At 73.1% G+C, this 21111-nt stretch carries 18 protein-coding genes; 14 read left to right on the forward strand and 4 right to left on the reverse strand.

Features of this window, described 5'->3' with window-relative positions:
* Positions 1–170 precede the first annotated feature (170 nt).
* From ACIP4X_RS16025 to ACIP4X_RS16035, 3 genes are all read left to right on the forward strand, one after another.
* Positions 171–1730, forward strand: a complete 1560-nt coding sequence (locus ACIP4X_RS16025) for a DUF4331 family protein (RefSeq protein ID WP_391456358.1) — start codon at positions 171–173, stop codon at positions 1728–1730.
* 124 nt (positions 1731–1854) lie between these two features.
* Positions 1855–3585, forward strand: a complete 1731-nt coding sequence (locus ACIP4X_RS16030) for a tetratricopeptide repeat protein (protein WP_391456356.1) — start codon at positions 1855–1857, stop codon at positions 3583–3585.
* The gene (locus ACIP4X_RS16035) at positions 3582–5102 is read left to right on the forward strand and encodes a nickel transporter (RefSeq protein ID WP_401348782.1); all 1521 of its coding nucleotides are present in this window, start codon (positions 3582–3584) and stop codon (positions 5100–5102) included. Before ACIP4X_RS16030 ends, ACIP4X_RS16035 begins: the two co-directional genes overlap by 4 nt.
* 105 nt (positions 5103–5207) lie before the next feature.
* Here ACIP4X_RS16035 and ACIP4X_RS16040 read toward each other — a convergent pair whose 3' ends face one another.
* Positions 5208–6017: a GDSL-type esterase/lipase family protein gene (locus ACIP4X_RS16040; RefSeq protein ID WP_391456352.1), complete on the reverse strand. Its 810-nt coding sequence runs from the start codon at positions 6015–6017 to the stop codon at positions 5208–5210.
* A 259-nt stretch (positions 6018–6276) separates the two neighbouring features.
* On the opposite strand from ACIP4X_RS16040, the gene ACIP4X_RS16045 reads away from it, so the two are divergent.
* From ACIP4X_RS16045 to ACIP4X_RS16070, 6 genes are all read left to right on the forward strand, one after another.
* Complete coding sequence (locus ACIP4X_RS16045) at positions 6277–6702, forward strand: hypothetical protein (RefSeq protein ID WP_391456350.1); 426 nt, start codon at positions 6277–6279, stop codon at positions 6700–6702.
* Position 6703: 1 nt separating this feature from the next.
* The gene (locus tag ACIP4X_RS16050) at positions 6704–7798 is read left to right on the forward strand and encodes a GNAT family N-acetyltransferase (protein WP_358735347.1); all 1095 of its coding nucleotides are present in this window, start codon (positions 6704–6706) and stop codon (positions 7796–7798) included.
* Between the two features lie 394 nt (positions 7799–8192).
* Positions 8193–9023 (forward strand): glycosyltransferase family 2 protein, encoded by an 831-nt coding sequence (locus ACIP4X_RS16055; protein WP_358735348.1) that lies wholly within the window; start codon positions 8193–8195, stop codon positions 9021–9023.
* Entirely contained in the window at positions 9020–10054 is a 1035-nt protein-coding gene (locus ACIP4X_RS16060; RefSeq protein ID WP_391456347.1) for a glycosyltransferase, read from the forward strand. Before ACIP4X_RS16055 ends, ACIP4X_RS16060 begins: the two co-directional genes overlap by 4 nt.
* The gene (locus tag ACIP4X_RS16065) at positions 10051–10866 is read left to right on the forward strand and encodes a polysaccharide deacetylase family protein (protein ID WP_401348787.1); all 816 of its coding nucleotides are present in this window, start codon (positions 10051–10053) and stop codon (positions 10864–10866) included. Before ACIP4X_RS16060 ends, ACIP4X_RS16065 begins: the two co-directional genes overlap by 4 nt.
* The gene (locus tag ACIP4X_RS16070; RefSeq protein WP_401348790.1) at positions 10859–14716 is read left to right on the forward strand and encodes a lipopolysaccharide biosynthesis protein; all 3858 of its coding nucleotides are present in this window, start codon (positions 10859–10861) and stop codon (positions 14714–14716) included. The genes ACIP4X_RS16065 and ACIP4X_RS16070 overlap by 8 nt, the downstream gene beginning before the upstream one ends.
* A 31-nt stretch (positions 14717–14747) precedes the next feature.
* On the opposite strand, the gene ACIP4X_RS16075 is transcribed toward ACIP4X_RS16070, so the two are convergent.
* Positions 14748–16166, reverse strand: coding sequence for a xylan 1,4-beta-xylosidase (locus tag ACIP4X_RS16075; RefSeq protein WP_401348792.1), 1419 nt, complete (start codon positions 16164–16166; stop codon positions 14748–14750).
* 143 nt (positions 16167–16309) lie between these two features.
* Between ACIP4X_RS16075 and ACIP4X_RS16080 the strand changes: the two genes are divergently transcribed.
* Together ACIP4X_RS16080 and ACIP4X_RS16085 are read left to right on the forward strand one after the other, a co-directional pair.
* The gene (locus tag ACIP4X_RS16080) at positions 16310–17404 is read left to right on the forward strand and encodes a DUF5925 domain-containing protein (protein WP_358735357.1); all 1095 of its coding nucleotides are present in this window, start codon (positions 16310–16312) and stop codon (positions 17402–17404) included.
* Between the two features lie 36 nt (positions 17405–17440).
* The gene (locus ACIP4X_RS16085; RefSeq protein WP_391456337.1) at positions 17441–18232 is read left to right on the forward strand and encodes a DUF72 domain-containing protein; all 792 of its coding nucleotides are present in this window, start codon (positions 17441–17443) and stop codon (positions 18230–18232) included.
* Positions 18233–18260: 28 nt separating this feature from the next.
* Here ACIP4X_RS16085 and ACIP4X_RS16090 read toward each other — a convergent pair whose 3' ends face one another.
* A complete protein-coding gene (locus tag ACIP4X_RS16090; protein WP_391456335.1) occupies positions 18261–18632 on the reverse strand; it encodes a GntR family transcriptional regulator in 372 nt (123 codons plus the stop codon).
* Positions 18633–18717: 85 nt separating this feature from the next.
* On the opposite strand from ACIP4X_RS16090, the gene ACIP4X_RS16095 reads away from it, so the two are divergent.
* Positions 18718–19647 (forward strand): GNAT family N-acetyltransferase, encoded by a 930-nt coding sequence (locus tag ACIP4X_RS16095; RefSeq protein ID WP_391456334.1) that lies wholly within the window; start codon positions 18718–18720, stop codon positions 19645–19647.
* Positions 19628–20146 carry a DUF402 domain-containing protein gene (locus tag ACIP4X_RS16100; protein ID WP_391456332.1) on the forward strand — a complete coding sequence of 173 codons (519 nt, stop codon included), beginning with the start codon at positions 19628–19630 and terminating at the stop codon, positions 20144–20146. Before ACIP4X_RS16095 ends, ACIP4X_RS16100 begins: the two co-directional genes overlap by 20 nt.
* A 23-nt stretch (positions 20147–20169) precedes the next feature.
* Here the strand turns inward: ACIP4X_RS16100 and ACIP4X_RS16105 are convergent, their stop codons facing one another.
* The gene (locus ACIP4X_RS16105; protein ID WP_358735366.1) at positions 20170–20808 is read right to left on the reverse strand and encodes a class I SAM-dependent methyltransferase; all 639 of its coding nucleotides are present in this window, start codon (positions 20806–20808) and stop codon (positions 20170–20172) included.
* A 139-nt stretch (positions 20809–20947) separates the two neighbouring features.
* On the opposite strand from ACIP4X_RS16105, the gene ACIP4X_RS16110 reads away from it, so the two are divergent.
* On the forward strand, positions 20948–21082 hold the full coding sequence (locus ACIP4X_RS16110; RefSeq protein ID WP_358735368.1) for a hypothetical protein: 135 nt from the start codon (positions 20948–20950) through the stop codon (positions 21080–21082).
* Positions 21083–21111: the final 29 nt, after the last annotated feature.

Consider the following 21111-nt stretch of genomic DNA (forward strand, 5'->3'; position numbering starts at 1 on the left):
TCGCGCACGTGGGGCGCGCCAACCGCGCGCCCCTCCGATGAGGTACGGATCGGCGGGCCGAAAACGCGGGTCGGGCAGGAAGAAAAGAAATCCGGCGACGGACCCATCCGGACCGGCCCGGTCTCCGAATCCCCGTGCGACAGGCAAGTCGGCACTGAGGACGGATCGGCATGACAAGTTTCCCCAGTCTCTCCAGGCGCGGCGGGGGCGCCCCCAGGCGTTCGGCTCCCGGGGAGGGACGCAGAGGCCTCGCCTCTCTCCTGTGCGGCGCGCTGGCCGCCGGAAGCCTCGCGGCCGCCGGCACGGCCGTGCTCGAACCCGGTCGGGCCGCCGCCTCCAGCCACCGGGAGGCGCCGCTCATCTCGGGCACCCCGCAGTACGACAACACGGACCTGTACGCGTTCGTCAGTCCGGACAAGCCCGACACGACGACCATCGTGGCGAACTGGATACCGTTCGAGGAGCCGGCCGGGGGTCCGAACTTCTACACGTTCGCGGACGACGGCCAGTACGACCTGCACATCGACAACGACGGTGACGCGCAGAGCGACCTGATCTTCCGGTACACGTTCCGGACGCACGTCAAGAACAAGAACACGTTCCTCTACAACACGGGTCCGGTGCACAGCCTGGACGACCCGAACCTGAACGTGACCCAGACGTACGACGTCGACCTGATCAAGCTCCGCCACCACAGGCAGGTGTCCAGGACGCGGCTGGCGGACTCCGTGCCGGTGGCGCCGTCGAACGTCGGCAAGGCCTCGATGCCCGACTACGGCGAACTGCGCAAGCAGGCCGTCCACCGGACGGCGGCGGGCGCGGCGACGTTCGCCGGGCAGGCCGACGACCCGTTCTTCGCGGACCTGCGCGTCTTCGACCTGCTGTACGGCGGGGACCTCTCCGAGGTCGGCAACGACACGCTCGCCGGCTACAACGTCAACACGATCGCCCTCCAGGTGCCGAACGACCTGATCCGCGAGTCGGCGAAGCAGCCCGTCGTGGGCATCTGGTCGACCACGCAGCGCAAGAACGCCCGCGGCGGCTTCACGCAGGTCTCGCGCCTGGGCAACCCGCTCGTCAACGAGGTCGTCAACCCACAGAAGGACAAGGACACGTTCAACGCGTCCTCGCCGGACGGCGACGCGCGGTTCCTTGGCAACGTCACCCATCCCGAACTGCCCAAGCTCATCGAGCAGATCTACGACATCAAGGCGCCCGCGGAGCCGCGCGACGATCTCGTGGAGGTGTTCCTCAAGGGTGTGAAGGACCTCAACCAGCCGCCGTACGTGCGGCCTTCGGAGCAGCTGCGGCTGAACACCTCGATCGCGCCGAGCCCGCACCCGAAGCGTCTCGGCGTCCTCGACGGTGACACCGCGGGCTTCCCGAACGGCCGCCGGCTCACCGACGACGTGATCGACGCCGCGCTCCTGGTGATGGAGGGCGCGCTGCTCGGCGCGAAGAACGACCTGAGTGACGGGGTCGACGCGAACGACCGGGAGTTCGAGAACTCCTTCCCGTACGTGGCCGAGCCGGCGTCCGGTTCGCAGGCACGGGCCGTCGCGAGCACGAGCGCGAACGTGCGCAGCGGGCTGGGCGGCGCGCTGCAGCCCGAGGGCGGCTCCGGCGGCACGATGCTGATGGCCGGTTCGGCTGCTGCTGGAGCGGCCGGGGTCCTGCTGATCGGCACGGGCCTGTCCTGGTGGCGTCGCCGCGCGCAGCGCCCGTACTGACCCACGCCCCCACCGACCGGCGCGGTCCGCGTTCCACCCATCCCCCACGACGCGGGCCGCGCCGCCCACCCCACGGCCGTACCTGGGATACGGCCCGGACCACTCAGGCGACCAAGGAGAGGGCATGGCCCGGCGCGACGACCCCACCCCACCGAACGACGAACACGCCACGGGCCCCACGCCGCCCCCGGAACCCGAGCCTCCGGAGCACGACCGAGCCCCGGCGGCCCCACCGAGGGAGGACCACCGCGAACACCCACCCGAGGACACCCCGAGGACCCCGGCCGAGCACGAGCCCGGAGACGCGCAGGAGGCAGATCGGGGGGCGGAGGACCGGCAGGACGGCGCCCCCGGCCCGCCGGAGGATCGCGAGGCCGGAGACCCCTCCGACGGCAGCCCCGCCGAACGCGAGGCCGAAAGCCCGCAGGACGGCGCCGCCACCGCCCCGCGGGAGCGCGGGGCCGACGGACCCCGCGACAACGCCCGCACCTCTCCGCCGCCGGCGGATGAGCGTGACGCCGGGGTGGGACGTCGGCGGCGGTGGGGGCCGATGGCCGGCGTGGTGGTGTTGCTTGCTGTGGTCATGACCGGGAGCGCCCTGGCCGTGGGGGCGGTGCGAGACGGCGGTGGGGCGGCCGGCCGCGCGGCCGGTGCGTCGGAACCGCTCGTCGGCGGAAGCCGCGGCGCCGACGTCGCGTCCCTTCAGGCACATCTGCGGGCGCAGCCCAAGGACGACGGCGGATGGGCCGCCCTCGGACTCGCCTACGTGGAGGAGGCACGGACCAAGGGCGACCCCTCGCGGTACCCGCAGGCCGAGAAGGCGCTGGCGCGGTCGCTGAAACTGGCGCCCGGGAACGAGCAGGCCCTCGCCGGCCGCGCCGCCCTCGCCGCCGCCCGGCACGACTTCGCCGGCGCCCTGGCCTACGCGGACCAGGCGCTGAGGCAGAACCCCTACAGCGAGCGCGCCCTGTGCTCCCGTATCGACGCCCTCGTCGAACTCGGCCGGTACGACGAGGCGTCCGAGGCCTCCGACACCGCCGACGCCCGGCGCCCCGGCGTACCGGTCTTCACGCGCTACGCCTACGTGCGCGAACTGCGCGGCGACGTCACCACCGCCCGCCGCGTCCTGGAGCAGGCCCTCGCCTCCGCCACCGCCCGCGGCGACATCGCCTACGTCGCCACCCAGCTCGGCCAACTCGCCTGGAACCAGGGCGAGTACAAGGAAGCCCTGGGCCACTACGCGCGTGCCCTGGCCGCCGACGACGGCTACCTGCCCGCCCTGGAGGGCCGCGCCCGCGCCCGGGCGGCGAGCGGTGACCGCGCCGACGCCGTCAGGGACCTGGAGGACGTCGTCTCCCGCTACCCGCTGCCCGGACCGCTCGTCGAGCTCGGGGAGCTGTACGAGGACCGGGCCGCCACCGGCGACCGGGCGAAGGCGGAGAACCAGTACGCCCTCGTCGACGCCTGGATCGCGCTCGCCCGCGCGGGCGGCGTCAACGCGGACCTCGACACCGCGCTCGCGGCGGCCGACCACGGCGACACCGGGGCGGCGCTGCGCGCGGCCCGCGCCGAGTGGGCCCGCCGGCACACCGTGCACACCTCGGACGCGCTCGCCTGGGCGCTGTACCGGAACGGCCGCGCCCAGGAGGCCCTCCCCCATGCCCGGCAGGCCACGGCCACCGGCTACCGCAACGCCGCGTTCCTCTACCACCGCGGCATGATCGAGCACGCCACCGGCCACGACGACGACGCCCGCACCCACCTGACCGCCGCCCTGAGGCTGAACCCCGGCTTCTCCCCGCTGGAAACCCGTGCGGCGCGTGCGGCCCTGAAGTCCCTGGAGGCGGCCCGGTGAAGCACCTCCGTACCTTCCGCGCCGCCGCGGCCGCCCTCACCGCGGCCTGCGCGCTCGTCCTCGTCCCGGCCGGCGCCGCGAGCGCCCACCCGCTCGGGAACTTCACCGTCAACCGCTATGACGGACTGGTCGCCTCCCCGGGCGCGCTCCGCGTGGAACACGTCGAGGACCTCGCCGAGATCCCGGCGACCCAGGCGAAGCCGGACATCGAGCGGATCGGGCTCGTCGGGTGGGCCCGGCAGCGGTGCGAGAAGGCCGCGCGGGACAGCGCCGTCACCGTCGACGGGCGCGCGGTCGCGCTCACCGCGCACAGCAGCCACGCGCGCGTACGCCCCGGTCAGGCGGGGCTCGACACCCTTCGGGTGGAGTGCGGGCTGAGCGCGCCGCTGCCCGAGGACGCCACCGTCGCCGTCGGCTTCCGCGGCGCCGAGGCGGCGTCCGGGCCCGGCTGGCGGGAGATCACGGCACGCGGCGACCGGATGACGCTCACCGCGTCCGACGTGCCGACGGCCTCCGTCTCCCGTGAACTGACGAACTATCCCGCGCGGTTGCTGTCCTCCCCCGCCGACACCGCCGCCGCGTCCCTGCGGGTGCGGTCGGGCGGACCCGCGCTCGCCGACGACCGGCGCGACGCGCCCGCCGCCTCCGTGCTGCCGCGCGGCGCCGACCGCTGGACGCGGGCCCTGGACGACCTGGTGGCCCGGCACGACCTCACCGTCGGCTTCGCCGCGCTCGCCCTGGCCGTCGCGGTCGGGCTCGGCGCCCTGCACGCCCTGGCCCCCGGTCACGGCAAGACCGTGATGGCGGCGATGGCGGCGGCGCGCGGCGGCCGGGCCCGCCTCCGGGACGTGCTGCCGCTCGCCGCCTCGGTGACCGTCACGCACACCCTCGGTGTGGTCGCCCTCGGGCTGCTGGTCGCCGCCGGTTCCGCGGCCGCTCCCTCGGTGATCGCCTGGCTGGGCATCGCGAGCGGCGTTCTGGTCACCCTGGGGGGCGCCGCCCTCGTACGCCGCGCCTGGCGCCACCGCGACCACGGACACAGCCACGGGCATGGCCACAGTCACGGACTCGGGGACGGGCACAGCCACGGACACGGGCACAGCCACGACCACGGCCACACACACGGCTTGGAACACACCCACGGCGGCCACACCCACACCCACCCCGCCGTCCCCACGCTCCGCGGCACCCTGCTCCTGGGGTTCGCCGGCGGGCTCGTGCCCAGTCCGTCCGCCGTGGTGGTCCTGGTGGGCGCGGCGGCGATGGGGCAGGCCTGGTTCGGGCTGCTGCTCGTGGTGGCGTACGGCGTCGGGCTCGCCCTGACCCTCACCGCGGCCGGGTTCGCCGTGGTCAGGCTGGGCAGCGGGATGAACCGGCTGCTGGACGGGCGGCCCCGCTGGACCGCGGGCCGGGCAGCGGCCCTGGTGCGCAGGTCCGCGCCGCTCGGGTCGGCCTGCGTGGTCGTCGCGCTGGGAGCCGGGCTGATGCTCAAGGGGGCGGTGGCGGCGCTGAGCTGAGCCGTCGTCGCCCCAAGGCCCGGAAACGGATCGGCCCGAAGCGGAGACCCCGGCAGGCGGGGGCCTCCGCTTCGAGCCGCGAGGAAGCCTGGTGGTGACGGCGGGTCAGGCCGCCTTGGTGAACACCGGGAGGTAGCCGCCGGAGTGGCCGGCCGCCGTCGGGTGGTACGACTCGCCGATGCTGAGCCAGTTGACGCTGTGCAGCCAGGAGCTGCCGGAGCAGATCTCGTGGCCGGTGAAGGTGGTGCGGACGTCGCCGAAGACGAAGCCATGGTTCGCGGCGATCTTGGCGGTGGCGGCGTCGATGTAGTCGGCGGCGCCGTTGATCGCGGAGCGCTTGGCCTCGCTGAGGCCCAGGCAGAGCTGACCGAGCAGGTAGAAGCGGGGGTAGCCGATGACGACGACGCGCGCGTTCGGGGCCTTGGCGCGGATCGTCGAGTAGACGTTGTCCAGCTTGCCGGGCAGCGTCGAGTCGATGTACGCCCTGGCGGTGTTGATGCGCGAGATGCAGTCGTTGTCGGACTGGAGCACACAGGTCGTCATGACGTCCGAGAACCCGGCGTCGTTGCCGCCGATGGTGATCGAGACGAGGGCGGTCGCGGAGTTGAGCGAGCCGAGCTGGTTGGCCAGCACGTCGTCGGTCCTGGCGCCCGAGCAGGCGTTGAAGGAGAACGAGGACGGGGAGTGGGCGGCGTTCCACAGGTAGGGGAACGCGTTCGTGCTGCGGTTGCAACTGCCGCTGGAGCTGATGTAGCTGCCGGCGCCCACCCCGGAGGAGTAGGAGTCGCCGAGGGCCACATACGGCCCGTTCGCCGCCAGTTGGGATGCCTGCGCCGTGGTCGCCCCGGTCAGGGCGAGGCCGACGGTCAGGAGGAGGGAACCGATATAGGCGGAAATTCGGGAACTTCGTCTCATGGAACCTCCCTTTAGCAGGATCTCTGCCGTAACTGTGGTAGCAGCTACGCGTGTTGACAGGAAGTGTCCATGCCAAAACTTTTCAACGATCAACGAAATCCGTTGTGGCACAAGTGGGTTGAGAGGTAGGGAACCGGACGCTCAGGAGGGGTGCGCGACCGCGCGTGAACCCGTACGGCCGCCTCCGCATCTTGACGGGGCAGCGGGGCTGCGCGACATTGAAGCCCGGCATCCGGCGCTTCGGGGGGCAAAGTCGCCAATGCAGACCATACGCATCAAGTCAGTTGCGACACCGGGCACACAGCGGGCGCGGCCGGGGCCGGGGAAGGACCTGTCACCGCTGCTCGCGGGCGCCGCGACGACGGCCGGAGGGATCGGCGCGCTGCTCGCGCTCACCGGCTCCGGCTCCCCTCTGCGCGGCCCGCTGACGCTGTTCTTCCTGCTCGCGGCGCCGGCCGCGGCCATCGCCGCCGCGCTGCGCGGGCTGGATCCTTTCGGCCGCGCCCTCGCCTCGGTCGCGGGCGCGGTCGCCCTCGACATGCTGGTCGCCCAGGGGATGCTGGCCGTGCACCGGTGGTCCGTCGGCGGCGGACTGCTGGCCGTCACCGCGTTCTGCTCCCTCGTTCTCCTGCTGGTTCTGGTGCGGCGCGGGCGCGGCCGTACGGCGAGAAGACAGGGCTCCTGACGTGGACATCAGCGTGTACCGCCCCGGCGAGCTGACCGCCGCCGACCGGGCGGCGTGGACCGCGATGCAGTCCAAGGCTCATCTGCACGGCGCGGAGCAACTGGCGAACCCTTTCCTGTCCCCCGAGTTCGCGCTCGCGGTGGGCCGGTGCAGACGCGGCGTGCGGATCGCGGTGGTCCGCGAGGACGGCGAGCCCGCCGCGTTCTTCCCGTTCCAGAGATCGGCGACCGGCGTCGGCCGGGCCGTCGGGCTCGGCGTCTCCGACTGCCAGGGCCTGGTCCACCGGCCCGGCTTCACCTGGGACGCCCGTGGGCTGCTGCGGGACTGCTCACTGGCCGTCTGGGAGTTCGACCACCTGGTGGCGGGCCAGGAGCCGTTCGAGGAGGGAGCCTCCGGCACCTTCCCGTCCCCGGTCATGGACGTGGACCAGGGGTACGACACCTATCTGCGCGAACTGCGGCACCGCTCACCGAAGTTCACCCGGACCACGCTCGCCAAGGAGCGGAGGCTCGGCCGTGACACGGGCCCCGTGCGCTACGTCCACGACGAGCGCGACCCCGCCGCACTGCGCCGGCTGATGGCCTGGAAGTCCGCCCAGTACCGGCGGACCGGGCGCAGCGACCGCTTCGCACACGAGTGGATCAGCCGCCTGGTCACGCGCCTCTTCCACACCCGTTCGGACCCCTTCGCGGGCATCCTGTCGGTGCTGTACGCGGACGACAGACCGGTCGCCGCCCACTTCGGGCTGCGCACCGAACGGGTGCTGGCCTGCTGGTTCCCGGCCTACGACCCGGCGTACGCGAAGTTCTCCCCGGGACTGGTCCTGCATCTGCGCATGGCCGAGGCGGCCGCCGCCGACGGCATCGCGTACCTGGATCTCGGCCGGGGCCAGAAGGAGTACAAGGACTCCCTGAAGACACGCGAACTCAGCGTGTCCGAGGGGTGGGTGACACGACGTCACCCGGTGGCGGTCGGGCACCGGGCGCGCCGCGCCCCGGTCCGGGCGCTGCGCAACGCGGTGCTGTCACGGCCGGAGCTGTTCGAGCCCGCGGACCGGGCCCTGAAACGCATCGGACAAATCCGCTCCAGGCGATGAACAGCCCACACAGGCCCGCGTTACGACAAAACCAACAAAAACGTGAGACTTGCTTCCAGGTCTTGCCATACTGACCCAATCGTCAATACCGTCGTACATCTCACCCGCATCGGACCGTCTGCAAGCGGCTCAAGGGGAGGGCTCAGGGGCCGGGACGTTCTGGCGCGGAGCGCGGTAGGGGGGTGCCGTGCTCGGTGACCGCAGGTGTGACCGAGCCGTGCCGCGCGACCGGCTGCCGTTCTTGTGGCACGCCGGACAGTTCTGCCAGCTCACCCGGCGTGTCCGAAAGAGCCGTTGCGGCGCGCCCCGGGTGATCAACCCCCCTTTCGAACCGGACACACAGCCGGGCCGCCCGAGGGGCGGGCGGTCCGCCGGACGAGAGGGAACACCAGTCATGAGTTCCGTTCTGCGCTCGCCTTCGTCGGAACAGGATCCGGCGCTCGCCGCGGAATACCGGCCCATCTCCTCGCACCTGGCGATCACTCCGCCGGTGAGCGTGGTGATCCCCGCCATGAACGAGGCGGAGAACCTGCCCTACGTCTTCAAGACGCTTCCGGACTGGATCCACGAGGTGGTCCTCGTGGACGGCAACTCCACCGACGACACCGTCGAGGTGGCACGGGAACTGTGGCCCGAGGTGAAGGTCGTCGGGCAGCGCGGCAAGGGCAAGGGGGATGCCTTGATCACCGGCTTCGAGGAGTGCACCGGCGACATCATCGTGATGGTCGACGCGGACGGCTCGGCCGACGGCGGCGAGATCGTCTCCTATGTCTCCGCCCTGGTCTCGGGCGCGGACTTCGCCAAGGGCTCCCGGTTCGCCAACGGCGGCGGCACCGACGACATGACCTTCATCCGCAAGCTCGGCAACTGGGCCCTGTGCACCGTGGTCAACCGGAAGTTCGGCGCCCGCTACACCGATCTGTGCTACGGGTACAACGCGTTCTGGCGGCACTGCCTGGACAAGATCGAGCTGGACTGCACCGGCTTCGAGGTCGAGACGCTGATGAACATCAGAGTGGTCAAGGCCGGGCTGAAGGTGCAGGAGATCCCCAGCCACGAGTACCTGCGCATCCACGGCGTGAGCAATCTGCGTGCCGTGCGGGACGGGCTGCGGGTGCTGAAGGTGATCCTCGAGGAGCGCTCCAACCGGCGCGAACTGCGCCGCCAGGCGCGCCGGATCCGCCGGTCGCCGATGCTCGACGCGGTGCGGGGAGAGGCGTCTTGAGCGGTCTCGGCATCTCCGTCGTGATCTGCGTCTACACCGAGGACCGCTGGGAGGACATCCTCGCGGCGGTCTCCTCGGTGCGGGCGCAGTCCCGGCCGGCTCTGGAGACCCTCCTGGTGGTGGACCACAACCCGGCACTGCTGGAGAGGCTGGTCAAGGAGTACACGGAGGACCGGGGCGGCGACGGGGTGCGGGTGCTCGCCAACGCGGGTCCGCGCGGCCTGTCCGCCGGCCGCAACACGGGCATCGCCGCCTCCCGCGGCGAGGTCGTCGCCTTCCTCGACGACGACGCCGTGGCCGAGCGGGACTGGCTGCGGCACTTCGCCGAGGGGTACGCGGACCCGCGCGTGATGGCGGTCGGCGGCCGGACGGTCCCGGTCTGGGCGTCGGGCCGCCGGCCGGCCTGGTTCCCGGAGGAGTTCGACTGGGTGGTGGGCTGCACGTACCGCGGCCTGCCGCCGGGCCGCGTCCGGGTGCGCAACGTGCTCGGCGGCAACGCCTCCTTCCGGCGTACGGCGTTCGACGCGGCGGGCGGCTTCGCCACGGGGATCGGCCGCGACGGCGACAAGCGGCCGCTGGGCTGCGAGGAGACGGAGCTGTGCATCCGGCTCACCCGGGCCCGGCCGGACGCGGTCCTCCTGATCGACGACCGGGCGGTCATCCACCACCGGGTGCCCGAGGCGCGCGAGCACTTCCGCTACTTCCGCACCCGCGTCTACGCCGAGGGCCTGTCGAAGGCGCTGGTCGCGCGGAGCGTCGGCGCGGCCAGGGGACTCGAGTCCGAGCGCCGCTACACCACCCGGGTGCTGCCCGCCGGGCTGGCCCGCGGGCTGCGGGACGCCCTGCTGGCCCGCCCGGGTGGCGCGGGCCGCGCCGGCGCGATCGTCACCGGCGTACTCACCGCCGCGAGCGGCTACGCCGTCGGCACCGTGAGGACCCGCCGGACCGGCCCGGCCTTCTCGGTGCCCCGGATGGAACGGACCCCACCAGGCGGGACTGCCGCTCAGGACGAGGAGGGATCTGCCGTATGAACGGCCGTGCCGGCGTGCCCGTGCCCGTGCTCATGTATCACGCGGTCTCGGCGGAGCCCAACGAGGCAACCCGGGAACTGTCCGTGACGCCCGAGGCGTTCGGGGAGCAGATGGCGGTGCTCAAGGACCGCGGCTTCCAGCCGGTCACCACGGCCCGGCTGGCCGGGCACTGGCGTGGCGCCGCCCTGCCCGCGCTGCCCGCGAACCCCGTCCTGATCACCTTCGACGACGGCTACGAGGGCGTGCACCGCTACGCCCTGCCGACGCTGGACCACTACGGCTTCCCCGCCACGCTGTTCGTCTCCACCGGCTGGATCCGCGGCGCCCACGACACCGGGGGCGGCCTGGACGCCATGCTCGACTGGGACCAGGTGCGCGAACTCGCCGCCGGCGGGGTCGAGATCGGCGGGCACAGCCACACCCATCCGCAGCTCGACCAGCTCGACGACGACACCCTGTGGTCGGAGCTGATCCGATGCAAGGAGATCGTCACCGCCGAACTCGGCACCGTGCCCGCGTCGTTCGCCTACCCCTACGGCTACTCCAGCCACCGGGTGCGGACCCTGGTGCGGGGCGCCGGCTTCACCCAGGCCCTCGCCGTCGGCAACGCCCTCGCCCGCCGCCGTCAGGGCCCGTACGCCCTGCGGCGGCTCACCGTGCGCCGCGCTACCACCACCGAGGAGTTCGAGCGGATCGTCCAGGGCCGCGCGATCACCCGGAACTTCGCCAGGGACCGCGCCCTCACCAAGGGCTACGCCATGGTCCGCAGAGCCCGCCAGGTCCGCCGGAAGGCCATCCGTACCCGTGTCTGACACGACCACCACCACCGAGGCATCGGCCACCGAGCCCGAGGCGCCCGAGCAGCCGGGGCGCCGTCTGCGGCTGCCCGGACGGGGCCGGTCCCCCGGCGGCAACCCGCTCTTCCGCAACGCCTACGCGCTGATGCTCAACACCGGGATCTCCGCGGTGCTGGGCCTCGGCTACTGGCTGGTCGCCGCCCGCTACTACTCCGACGACGCCGTCGGCCAGGGCTCGGCCGCCATCGCCGCCATGAAGCTCCTCGCCGGGCTGACCGCGGTCACCCTCACCGGGGCCCTGGCCCGCTTCATCCCGATCTCCGGGCACGCCACCAGGCACCTCATCGCCCGTACGTACATGGGCAGTTCGGTGATCGTGGCGTGCGCGGCCGGGATGTTCCTGCTCACCCTCGACGTGTGGGGACCCTCGTACCGCTTCCTGCACGGACTCGCCCACGGCCTCGGCTTCGTCGTCGCCGTCATGGCGTGGAACCTGCTCACCCTCCAGGACGGGGTGCTGACCGGACTGCGCAGCGCACCCTGGGTCCCGGTGGGCAACACCGTGTTCTCGGCGGTGAAACTGGCCCTGCTGGTGGGACTGGCCGTCGCGATCCCCACGACCGGCGTCTTCGTCTCCTGGGTCGCGGCGATCGCCTTCTCCATCGTGCCGCTGGGCTGGCTGGTGTTCCGGCGCCTGGTGCCCCGGCACGTACGGGCCACCGAGGACCACGCCCGGCCGCCGACGGCGAGGGAGCTCGGGCGGTTCCTGGCGGGCGACTACACCGGCTCCCTGTTCTCCCTCGCGGTCGTCTACCTGGTGCCGGTGATCATCGCCGCGCAGGTCAGCTCCGCCGACAACGCGTACTTCTACATCACCACCACGATCGGCGGCACGGTCAACCTGCTCGCCATCAACATGGGCGCCTCGCTGACCGTCGAGGGGTCGCACGACCCGGCCCGGCTGGCCGCCAACACCCGTGCCGCGCTGAAGCGGATGGCCCGCATCATGCTGCCCATCTGCGGGCTGCTGTTCCTGCTGGCCCCGTACATCCTGCACGTCTTCGGCGAGGGCTACGCCAACGCCGCCACCCCGCTGCTGCGCTGGTTCGCCGTCGGCGCGCTGCTGCGGGTCGTGATGGAGACGTACTTCGCGGTGCTGCGCGCCCAGAGCCGTACCGCCGGACTGGCGTGGCTCCAGGGCCTGTTGTGCGCGCTGGTGCTCGGTCTGACGCTGCTGCTGCTCCCCCGGATGGGGCTGACCGGGGCCGGTGTCGCGGAGATCTCCAGCCTCGCCGTGATCGTCGCGATCGCCGCGCCGAAGCTGTACCGGACCGTCAGGGCGAGACCCGCCGTGGGCGTCCCCGACGACGCGGCGCCCGACGGGGACCTCGCCGACCTGGGGACGCGCGAGGCACCCGCCCGGACCGCACCGCACCGGACGCCCGCGTGGGCGCTGGAGTCCGACACCCTCGCCCTGGGCATCCACGTCGACTTCGACCACGTGGAGCGCCGCCCGGACGTACGGCCCGGACCGGGCACCCCGCCCGCCGGCACCCCCGCGGAGGACCCCGGCCGGCCGTCACACGGGCCGAAGGCCCCCCTGGGGCTGCCGGTCCAGGAGCGGAGACCGGCCGGCGAACCGGAGGTGGACGCCCCGTTCGGGACGGAGGAGCGTGCCGTCGTACCGGACGGGACGCACACCGCCGGCGAGTCGGCCGACGCACCGGAGGCGGGCTCCGCGGCCGCGGTCCGGCCCGCCGTACCCAAGGCGGCCCCGGCGGAAGAGGCGGCGGAGGCCAGTCCCGACCGGGGCGGCGGCCCCGCCCCCTCCTGGCGGGAGCGGCTCGCCCCCACCCGGTCCGGTGTCCTGCTCGGCTGCCTGCTGATCACCGCGCTGCTGCTGTACTGGGTGCCCGCTCTGCGTCTGGACGACGCGGACCTGGACCGGATGGGCGGCCTGGGGCTGGTCTCGGTGCTGCCGCTGCCGACCCTGGCCGGCGCGGCGCTGCTGACCGGGGTCTTCGCCGCGCTGCTGTGGCTGCGCCGCGAGCACCGGGCGCTGCTGCTGGTCACCCTGGTCGCCACCGTCGTCTCCCTGCACGCGCTGCCCGCGGTGATCGAGAGCGAGCCGCGCTTCGCCACCGCCTGGCAGCACCTCGGCTTCATCGACTTCATCGACCGCACCGGATCGGCCGTACCGGACCTGGACGCGCGGTGGAGCTGGCCCGGGTTCTTCGCGGTGGCCGCCTTCGTCGCCCGCGCCTGCGGTCTGAGCGACTTCACCGAGGTCATCCGCTGGTGGCCGCTCACCGTCCAACTGCTCTACCTGCCCCCCATGTTCCTGCTGACCCGTTCGCTGCGGGCGAGCTGGCGGGCCAGATGGACCGGTGTGTGGATCTTCGTGCTCAGCGGCTGGGTGGGCCAGGACTACTTCTCGCCGCAGGGCTTCACCTATCTGCTGTACCTGGTGTTCGTGGCGATCCTCCTCGTCTGGTTCCGGGCGCCGCGGATGCTGTGGACCACGGTGCGGCCGGGCGAGGCGGAGGTGGAACCGGCCGACCGGCGGCAGCGGGCGGTGCTGCTCCTGGTGGTGATCGGCCTGTTCGCGGCGAGCGTCCCGGCGCACCAGCTCACCCCGTTCGTGATGCTGGGCGTGCTGGCGGTCCTCGTCCTGGTCCGCAGGTCCGAACTGCGCGGCCTGCCCGTGCTGTTCGCGGTGATGGCGGCGTTCTGGCTGGGCTTCATGGCCGAGCCGTACTGGTCCGGGCACTTCGACGAGCTGTTCGGCGGGGTCGGCGGGGTCGGCAGCAATGTCTCGACGTCCGTCTCGGGCCGCATCCAGGGCGGCGACTCGACCCACCAACTGGTGCTGTACGCACGCGTGCTGCTGGCCGGTTCCGTGATGGCGTTCGCCTGCTGGGGCTGGTGGCGGCGGCGCGAGCACAAGTACCGGGAGCGGTCGCTGCTGGTGCTCACCTTCGTGCCGTTCCTCGGCTTCGGCATGCAGTCCTACGGCGGCGAGATGGCGCTGCGGGTCTTCATGTTCGCCCTGCCCGGCGCCGCGCTGCTCGCCGCGCTCGCGCTCTTCCCGCGCACCGGGGCCACCGCGGAGGAACGGGACAAGGACCGGGTGAGCCTGGCGCCGCTGGCCGCGCTGCTGGCGGGCCTGCTGCTGATGGGCGGCTTCCTGGTCGCCCGGTGGGGCAACGAGACCTTCGAGCGGATCCGGCCCGGCGAGGTCGCGGCCATGGACTACGTGTACGCCCACGACCGGCCGACGGTGCGGTTGCTGTGGCTGAGCAACGACCCGGCCACCAACGTCACTCCGGCCATGCCGTGGGGCGCGCGGGACATGGAGCGCGTCGACTACGTGCCCACCCTGGCACCGGCCGACCCGGTGCTGGTCTCCGGACTGGTCAAGTCGCTGAAGGACGCGGGTCCGAACGCGTACCTGATGATCAACCGCAGTCAGGTGACGTATCTGCGGATGGACGTGGGCTACTCGGCCGCCTGGGAGTCGCGGCTCGTACGCAACCTCGACGACCGGCGGGAGCTGCGGAAGGTCCTCGCCAACGACGACGTGACCCTGTACGAGCTGCGCGAGCGGCCCGGCGGTCCCGTGCCCGAGCCTCGTCCGGGTCCGATCGGGCCGAAGGTGACGTGGACGCCGTGGTCGGTGGCCGGCGGACTCGCGGCGCTGGCACTGACGTTGATGCTGACGGCCCGGGAGGTCGTCCGGGTCGCGGTGCGGCCGAGTGTGCGCCGGCTGCGGTGGCTCCAGGGCAGCTTCTGGTTCTCGCTGCCGCTGCTGGCGGTGCTGTTCGCCTCGCTGGTGCAGCGGTTCCTGACGCTGGGGGGCGGCTGAGCGGTCGGGCGGGTGGAGCGGCTCCGGGGGGCTACCGCCGGAGCCACTTCACCTCGTACGCCTTCAGATCGAAGCGCCTGCCGTCGACCTGCGCGCTGATCGTGCGGTTCAGGGTGTTGACCACCAGGACCGTCCGGTCGTCGGCCAGGACCCGCACGTTGGGCACGTCGTCCGGGGCGACGGACACCGTCCTGTACCCGGTGCCCGGCGGGAACGCACGGCTGAAGCGGGAGACCAGGTCGTGCATGGGCAGCGCCCGGCCGCCGCCCGAGGAGCCGGTCGGGGTCCACAGGCAGCCGGGGCAGCCGCCCGTGCGGTTCTCCGGGTTCCAGTAGAAGCCGGTGGAGGCACCGCCCTTGGCCATGGCGATCAGGCCGGCGGCCTGGACGGCGACGCGGTGCGGTTCGGACCACTCCTTGCGGTCGTCGTTGCGGTCGGCGGGCTCGACGTAGTACTCGGCCCACCACAGCGGCAGGCCGCCCGTCTGCCGCCGCACCCAGCGGCCGACGTCCGTGAGCTTGTCGGTGGCGCGGAACTCGTCGGGCAGCAGGTCGTCGTCCTTGGTGTAGCTGGAGCCGTCCACGACGACGAAGTCGGCGCCCGCCTTGTGCCGGTTCCAGTAGGCGAAGGCGTCCAGGACCCGCTGGTCCATGGCTCCCCAGGGGCCCCGCAGCACGGTGGAGGCGTCCTGCCGCTGCCGCGGGTCGACGCTGTCCATGACCAGGTACGGACCGCCCACCATGATCTTGGGGTCGACCTGCTTGAGCGCCCTGTGGACCAGGTTGTAGAGGTCGGTGTAGCCCTCGTAGTCCCAGCGGCCCCCGGCGTTGTTCCAGAAACCCTTGAACTCGTTCCACACGATGAAGTGGCGTACGTCCGGGTAGCGTCTGGCGACGGTCGCGGCGAGGGCCGCGTAGTCCTTGTAGTGGGCGCGGTCCGGGGCGGTCTCCAGCGCCTCCTGGCTCCAGTCGGTGTTGTCCGCGCCGGCCCGGCCGCCCTTCATCCAGTCGGGCGCACAGCACAGGGTGATCACCGGGGTGCCGCCCGAGGCGCGGACGAAGTCGATCCGCCGGTCCAGCGCCTCGAAGTCGTAACGCCCCTTGACCGGCTCGGGGTTGTCCGCGCCCCAGCCCATGATCGCCTGGTTCTGCGGCAGGCCGCCGTCCTTCGACAGCAGCGCCTCGACCCGGGCGGTCGCGGCCGCGCCGCCCTCGTCGGCGCTGAACTGGGTGTGGGTGAAGCCCCAGCCGACGTCCGGCACGTCCGCGTCCCGCGGAGTGGCCGGTGTGCCGTGCACCCTGTCGCCGTCGCGTGTGGTGCCCTCGGTGCTCGCGCCGCCCGGCAGCGTGCTGATCAGGGCCGCGACCAGGGCCACCGCCGTCACTCCCACGCCGAGCAGCGCGGTGAGCCGCCACCGCCCCGCCCCCGGATTCCCCCCATGACGTGTCATCAAGGACCACAGTAAGGGCCGAAATCATCCGCGGGACAGGGTTCCGGCAGGCTCGGCCCACGACGGGCTCCGTCCGGGCACCGGCACAGGACGCGCGGGGGAAACCGGGTGCGCACGGCGCCCGCGTGACAGATCATGGCGGCATGTCCGCGAACCCACACGACGCTCTGCCGGTCCGGCTCACCGTCGACGACTCCGACTCGCCGTCCGACGTCGTCGACGCGCTGTTCCTCGGCCGCTTCGCGACGGGCGAGCAGCCGTACTCGCACGCGGTGAACATCGACCGCGTGCGTACCGGCGCCACCCTGCTGCCCGAGGACGCCCGGGTGCTGCGCGCGGCCCGCGACGACGACCGCAGCGCGACCCTCGCCGAGGGCGAGGGCTGGACGCTGCTGATCTCCCGCTGGAACCGGGGCGCCGACGTCACGGTCACCGCGACCAGCGCCGAGCTGGCCGCCAAGGTGCTGGAGGAGGCGACGGACGGCGCCGCGGACGAGCCGGAGCCGCAGCCGGAGAACGTGACGATGGGCTTCTGGTACGTCTCGCCCCGGCGCGGCCCGCACCGCACCACGCGGCAGATCTCGGCGGGCACCTGGGACGACGTCCGGGAGAACTACACCGCCCCGGTCGCTGAGGCCATGGACCGGCTGATGAAGACGACCCCCGAGGACATCGCGGGCCGGCTGCTCCTGCTGCACGGCCCGCCCGGCACGGGCAAGACGTCGGCGCTGCGGACCCTGGCCCGGTCCTGGCGCGACTGGTGCCAGGTGGACTGCGTCCTCGACCCGGAGCGGCTGTTCAGCGACGTCGGCTACCTCATGGACATCGCCATCGGCGAGGAGGACGCGGCGGGCAAGGGACGCTGGCGGCTGCTCCTGCTGGAGGACTGCGACGAGCTGATCCGCGGCGAGGCCAAGCACACCGCGGGCCAGGCGCTGTCCCGGCTGCTGAACCTCACCGACGGCCTGCTCGGCCAGGGGCGCAACGTGCTGGTGGGGGTGACGACCAATGAGGACCTGGAGCGCCTGCACCCGGCCGTGGTCCGCCCGGGCCGGTGCCTGGCCCGCATCGAGGTGGGCCGGCTGACCCGCCGGGAGGCGGTGAACTGGCTGGGCACCGAGGAGGGGGTGAGCCGCGAGGGGGCGAGCCTCGCGGAGCTGTACGCGCTGCGGCGGGGCACGTCACCGACGGCGCTCCCGGAGCCGCGCGAGGGGGCCGACGCGGGTCTGTACTTGTGACGGGTCCCGTACGGGCGCCGGTGCTTTGATGGGCGTATGACCCTGTTCGTCGGAACGTCGGGCTGGCAGTACAAGGACTGGCGGGGCGTGCTGTACCCGGCGGGGTGCCCCGCACGGCTGTGGCTGGAGGAGTACGCCGCCGCCTTCGCCACCCTGGAGGTCAACAACGCCTTCTACCGGCTGCCCGCGCGGGAGACCTTCGAGAACTGGCGGGAGCGGGTCCCGGCGGACTTCGTGGTCGCGGTGAAGGCGAGCCGGTTCCTCACCCACATCAAGCGCCTGAAGGACCCCGAGGAGCCGGTGCACCGCCTGATGACGCACGCGGCGGGCCTCGGCGACCGGCTGGGCCCGGTCCTGCTCCAGCTCCCGCCGACCCTGCGCGCGGATCCGGAGCTGCTCGACGCCTGCCTGGCGTGCTTCCCCTCCGGCACCCGGGTCGCGGTGGAGCCGCGCCACGACTCGTGGTGGACACCACGGGTGCGCGAGGTCCTGGAGGCCCGGGGCGCCGCCCTGTGCTGGGCCGACGCCCACGCCCGCCCGGTCACGCCGCTGTGGCGGACGGCCGGCTGGGGGTACGTCCGCTTCCACGTGGGCCGCGCCCGGGCCTGGCCCCACTACGGCCGGCGGTCGCTGGAGACCTGGGTCGACCGGATCGCCACCGCCTGGCCGGGCAAGCCGGATGTGTACGCCTACTTCAACAACGACCCGACGGGGGCCGCGGTCCAGGACGCGGTGGTGTTCGCGCGGGCGGCCAGGAGCGCGGGTCTGGCGGTGACCCGCACCCCGGCGCTCACCGCCGACCGGCAGAAGGTCCCGCCGGGCCGGTGACGCCGCGCGACCGCCACTCCGAAAAGCCCTACCGCTCCCCGTAGCCCGACCGCAGGGCGTCCCGCGCGGCGGCGAGCGCGTCGTCCTCGGTGAGCCCGAGCCGCCGCACCCGCTCGGCGTACGCCTGGGCGGCGGCCGCGGCCTCCCGCGCCGCCGCCGAGTCCGCGGCGGCGACGAACGTGCCGTTGCGCCCCCGCGTCTCGATCACGCCGTCCGCCTCCAGTGCCCGGTAGGCCTTGGCGACCGTGTTCGCCGCGAGCCCGAGCGACTCGGCCAGCCCGCGCACCGTGGGCAGCCGGTACCCCACCGGCAGCACCCCCGACCGCGCCTGCTCGGAGATCTGCGCCCGCACCTGCTCGTAGGGAGGTGCGCCGTCCTCGATGTGGATCTTCAAGGTCACGGAGTGATTGTCCCGCACGCCCGCGCGTGGGACCCAGCGGAAAATGGGAGGCGCCCCGCCGGTCCCCGCCGTAGCGTGCCCCACCATGACCCTGATCATCCGGGAGCTGCGCCCCGACGCGCCGGCCGACCTCGAGGGCTTCGCCCGCGTCCGGCACCTCGCGATGCCGTACATACTCGTCACCCCCGACTCGCTCGTCCACGACCTGACCCACCTGCACCCCGACGCCCACTACCGGCCCCTGGTCGCCGTGGCGGACGGCGAGGTGATCGGCACCGCGCAGGTGCACGTGTCCCACGAGAGCACCGAGCCCGGCCAGGGCAACATCAACGTGTACGTGCATCCCGGGCATACCCGCCGCGGCGTCGGCACCCTCCTCCTGCGGGCCGCCGAGGAGCACCTGGCGACGCACGGGGCGGCCCGGCTGCACTCCTGGGTGCTGGACGAGCCGGGCAACCGCGCCTTCGCCCAGTCGCACGGCTACCGGCCCAGCCGCTCCGCGTACTTCCTGCGCCTGGATCTGGCGAACGGCACGCTCCCCCCGCTCCAGGACCCGCCCCCGGGCGTGGAGCTGCGCCGGGGCTCGGACTACGCCGACGACCCGCGTCCGCTGTTCGAGCTGGACGCCGAGACGACCGCGGACGAGCCGGGCGACGTGGACTTCGAGTTCACCGACTACGAGGCCTGGCTTGAGGGGACCTGGCGGCATCCGCTGCTGGATCTCGAACTGACCTCGGTGGCGGTGGCCGACGGCCGTCCCGTGGCCTTCACGGCGGCCCGTACCGACGGCGGCGCCCGCTACAGCACCGGCATGACCGGCACCGCCCGCGCCTTCCGTGGCCGGGGCCTGGCCAAGCTCGCCAAGAACGACTCGCTGCACCGCGCCCGGGCCGCCGGGTGCACGGAGGCCTTCACGGGCAACGACACCGGCAACGCGCCGATGATCGCGGTCAACGAGTGGTTCGGGTACGAGGTCTGCGCGACGGAGGTGCGTCATGTCCGCGAAATCGGCTGAGACCGGCGATCGCCCGCAGGGACCGGCGGAGGTGGAGGTCGTCCTCGTCAAGGCCGGCCGGGTCAAGATCCGCTACCCGGGCGTGCTCGTGTCCGACGACGGCACGCGCGTCACCGTCCGGGCCCGGTGGGCGAGCGAGGGCGTCCGCGACTTCGGCTTCGTGCGCTTCGAGCCGGGCGACCTGTTCACCGAGCACTACTGGCGCGACCGCTGGTACTCCGTGAAGGAGGTCCGCGACGCCGGGGGCACGCTGAAGGGCTGGTACTGCGACGTCACCCGCCCCGCCACCCGCTCCGGCACCGACCTCGTCGTCGAGGACCTCGACCTGGACCTGTGGCGCTCCGCCGACGGCACGGACGTACGGCGGCTGGACGAGGACGAGTTCGCGGCGAGCGGTCTGGCGCACACCGACCCCGGGGCCGCGGCCGCCGCCCTGGCCGCCCTCGACGAACTGGAGCGGCTGGCCCGCGAGGGCGGCTTCGAGTCGCTGCTGTCCTGACCCCCGCACCGGCCGGCGCCCGCTCAGTCCGAGGCCACCACCGCGTACCGCACGTCGTCCACCTCCCCGCCCCACAGCCGCGCGTCGGCCGACAGTGACTCCAGGTGAATGTGGGAGGCGAGTGGCCGGAGAAGCATGGTCAGCCGGTCCGGGGGTATGCCGACGGGGGTGAGCGTGCCCCAGACACCCTCGATCAGGACGAGCCGGCCGTCCGGCCGCAGCAACCCCTGCCAGTGCCGCAGCGCGCGGGCGGGGTCGGGCAGCGCCCACAGGACGTGCCGGACCAGGACGGCGTCGAAGCGCCGCCCGTCCACGGGCGGGTCCGCGGCGTCACCGACCAGGAACACCGCGTCGCGGCCGGCGAGCTTCGCGCGGGCCCGCTCCAGCATCGCCGGGGACAGGTCCACACCGGTCACCCGGTGGCCCTGCTCGGCCGCGAGGAGCGACAGGCTGCCGGTGCCGCAGCCGAGGTCGAGGATCTCGGCGGGGCGCCCGGGCAGCCAGCCGCGCAGCCGTTCGGCCCAGGCGGCACGCACGCCCGGGTCGCGCAGCCCGTGATCCGGCTCCTCGTCGAAGACGGCGGCCTGGGCGTCCCAGTCCACTCCGGCCCGGGCCCCGCTGCCGTCGTCACCGTCGCCGTCGGTCGTCGTATGCGCGTTCATGCCGCCCAGAGTGACACCACCCACTGACAACCGATTCGTGACAGCCGCCACAGACAGAACCGCACCGATGAGCAACTCTCGCCCGAAAGGTCCCGCCTCCGTACGAAGACGGATCCGGTGGGCCTCGAAGGAGGCAGCCATGCGCCGAGTGACAGTGCACAAGCCCCTGAGGAAGACGGATACCCGCCGCGTCCGCGAGGAGGCCGACGAGCGCCCCGCCGCGCGGCCCGAGGTCCGCAAGGACATCGCGCGCACCTGGTGGCCGGAGTCATGACCGGCGGCCGGACGCTGAGACGCGCCGAC

It is taken from the genome of Streptomyces sp. NPDC088817 (genome assembly GCF_044750345.1).
GTDB lineage: Bacteria > Actinomycetota > Actinomycetes > Streptomycetales > Streptomycetaceae > Streptomyces.

What these genes read in the sequence shown, in the direction of transcription:
- ACIP4X_RS16025 (WP_391456358.1), top strand. Translation starts at nt 171, where the DNA reads ATGACAAGTTTCCCCAGTCTCTCCAGGCGCGGCGGGGGCGCCCCCAGG.
- ACIP4X_RS16030 (WP_391456356.1), top strand. Translation starts at nt 1,855, where the DNA reads ATGGCCCGGCGCGACGACCCCACCCCACCGAACGACGAACACGCCACG.
- ACIP4X_RS16040 (WP_391456352.1), bottom strand. Translation starts at nt 6,017, where the DNA reads ATGAGACGAAGTTCCCGAATTTCCGCCTATATCGGTTCCCTCCTCCTG.
- ACIP4X_RS16045 (WP_391456350.1), top strand. Translation starts at nt 6,277, where the DNA reads ATGCAGACCATACGCATCAAGTCAGTTGCGACACCGGGCACACAGCGG.
- ACIP4X_RS16055 (WP_358735348.1), top strand. Translation starts at nt 8,193, where the DNA reads ATGAGTTCCGTTCTGCGCTCGCCTTCGTCGGAACAGGATCCGGCGCTC.
- ACIP4X_RS16065 (WP_401348787.1), top strand. Translation starts at nt 10,051, where the DNA reads ATGAACGGCCGTGCCGGCGTGCCCGTGCCCGTGCTCATGTATCACGCG.
- ACIP4X_RS16075 (WP_401348792.1), bottom strand. Translation starts at nt 16,166, where the DNA reads ATGACACGTCATGGGGGGAATCCGGGGGCGGGGCGGTGGCGGCTCACC.
- ACIP4X_RS16080 (WP_358735357.1), top strand. Translation starts at nt 16,310, where the DNA reads ATGTCCGCGAACCCACACGACGCTCTGCCGGTCCGGCTCACCGTCGAC.
- ACIP4X_RS16085 (WP_391456337.1), top strand. Translation starts at nt 17,441, where the DNA reads ATGACCCTGTTCGTCGGAACGTCGGGCTGGCAGTACAAGGACTGGCGG.
- ACIP4X_RS16095 (WP_391456334.1), top strand. Translation starts at nt 18,718, where the DNA reads ATGACCCTGATCATCCGGGAGCTGCGCCCCGACGCGCCGGCCGACCTC.
- ACIP4X_RS16100 (WP_391456332.1), top strand. Translation starts at nt 19,628, where the DNA reads ATGTCCGCGAAATCGGCTGAGACCGGCGATCGCCCGCAGGGACCGGCG.
- ACIP4X_RS16105 (WP_358735366.1), bottom strand. Translation starts at nt 20,808, where the DNA reads ATGAACGCGCATACGACGACCGACGGCGACGGTGACGACGGCAGCGGG.
- ACIP4X_RS16110 (WP_358735368.1), top strand. Translation starts at nt 20,948, where the DNA reads ATGCGCCGAGTGACAGTGCACAAGCCCCTGAGGAAGACGGATACCCGC.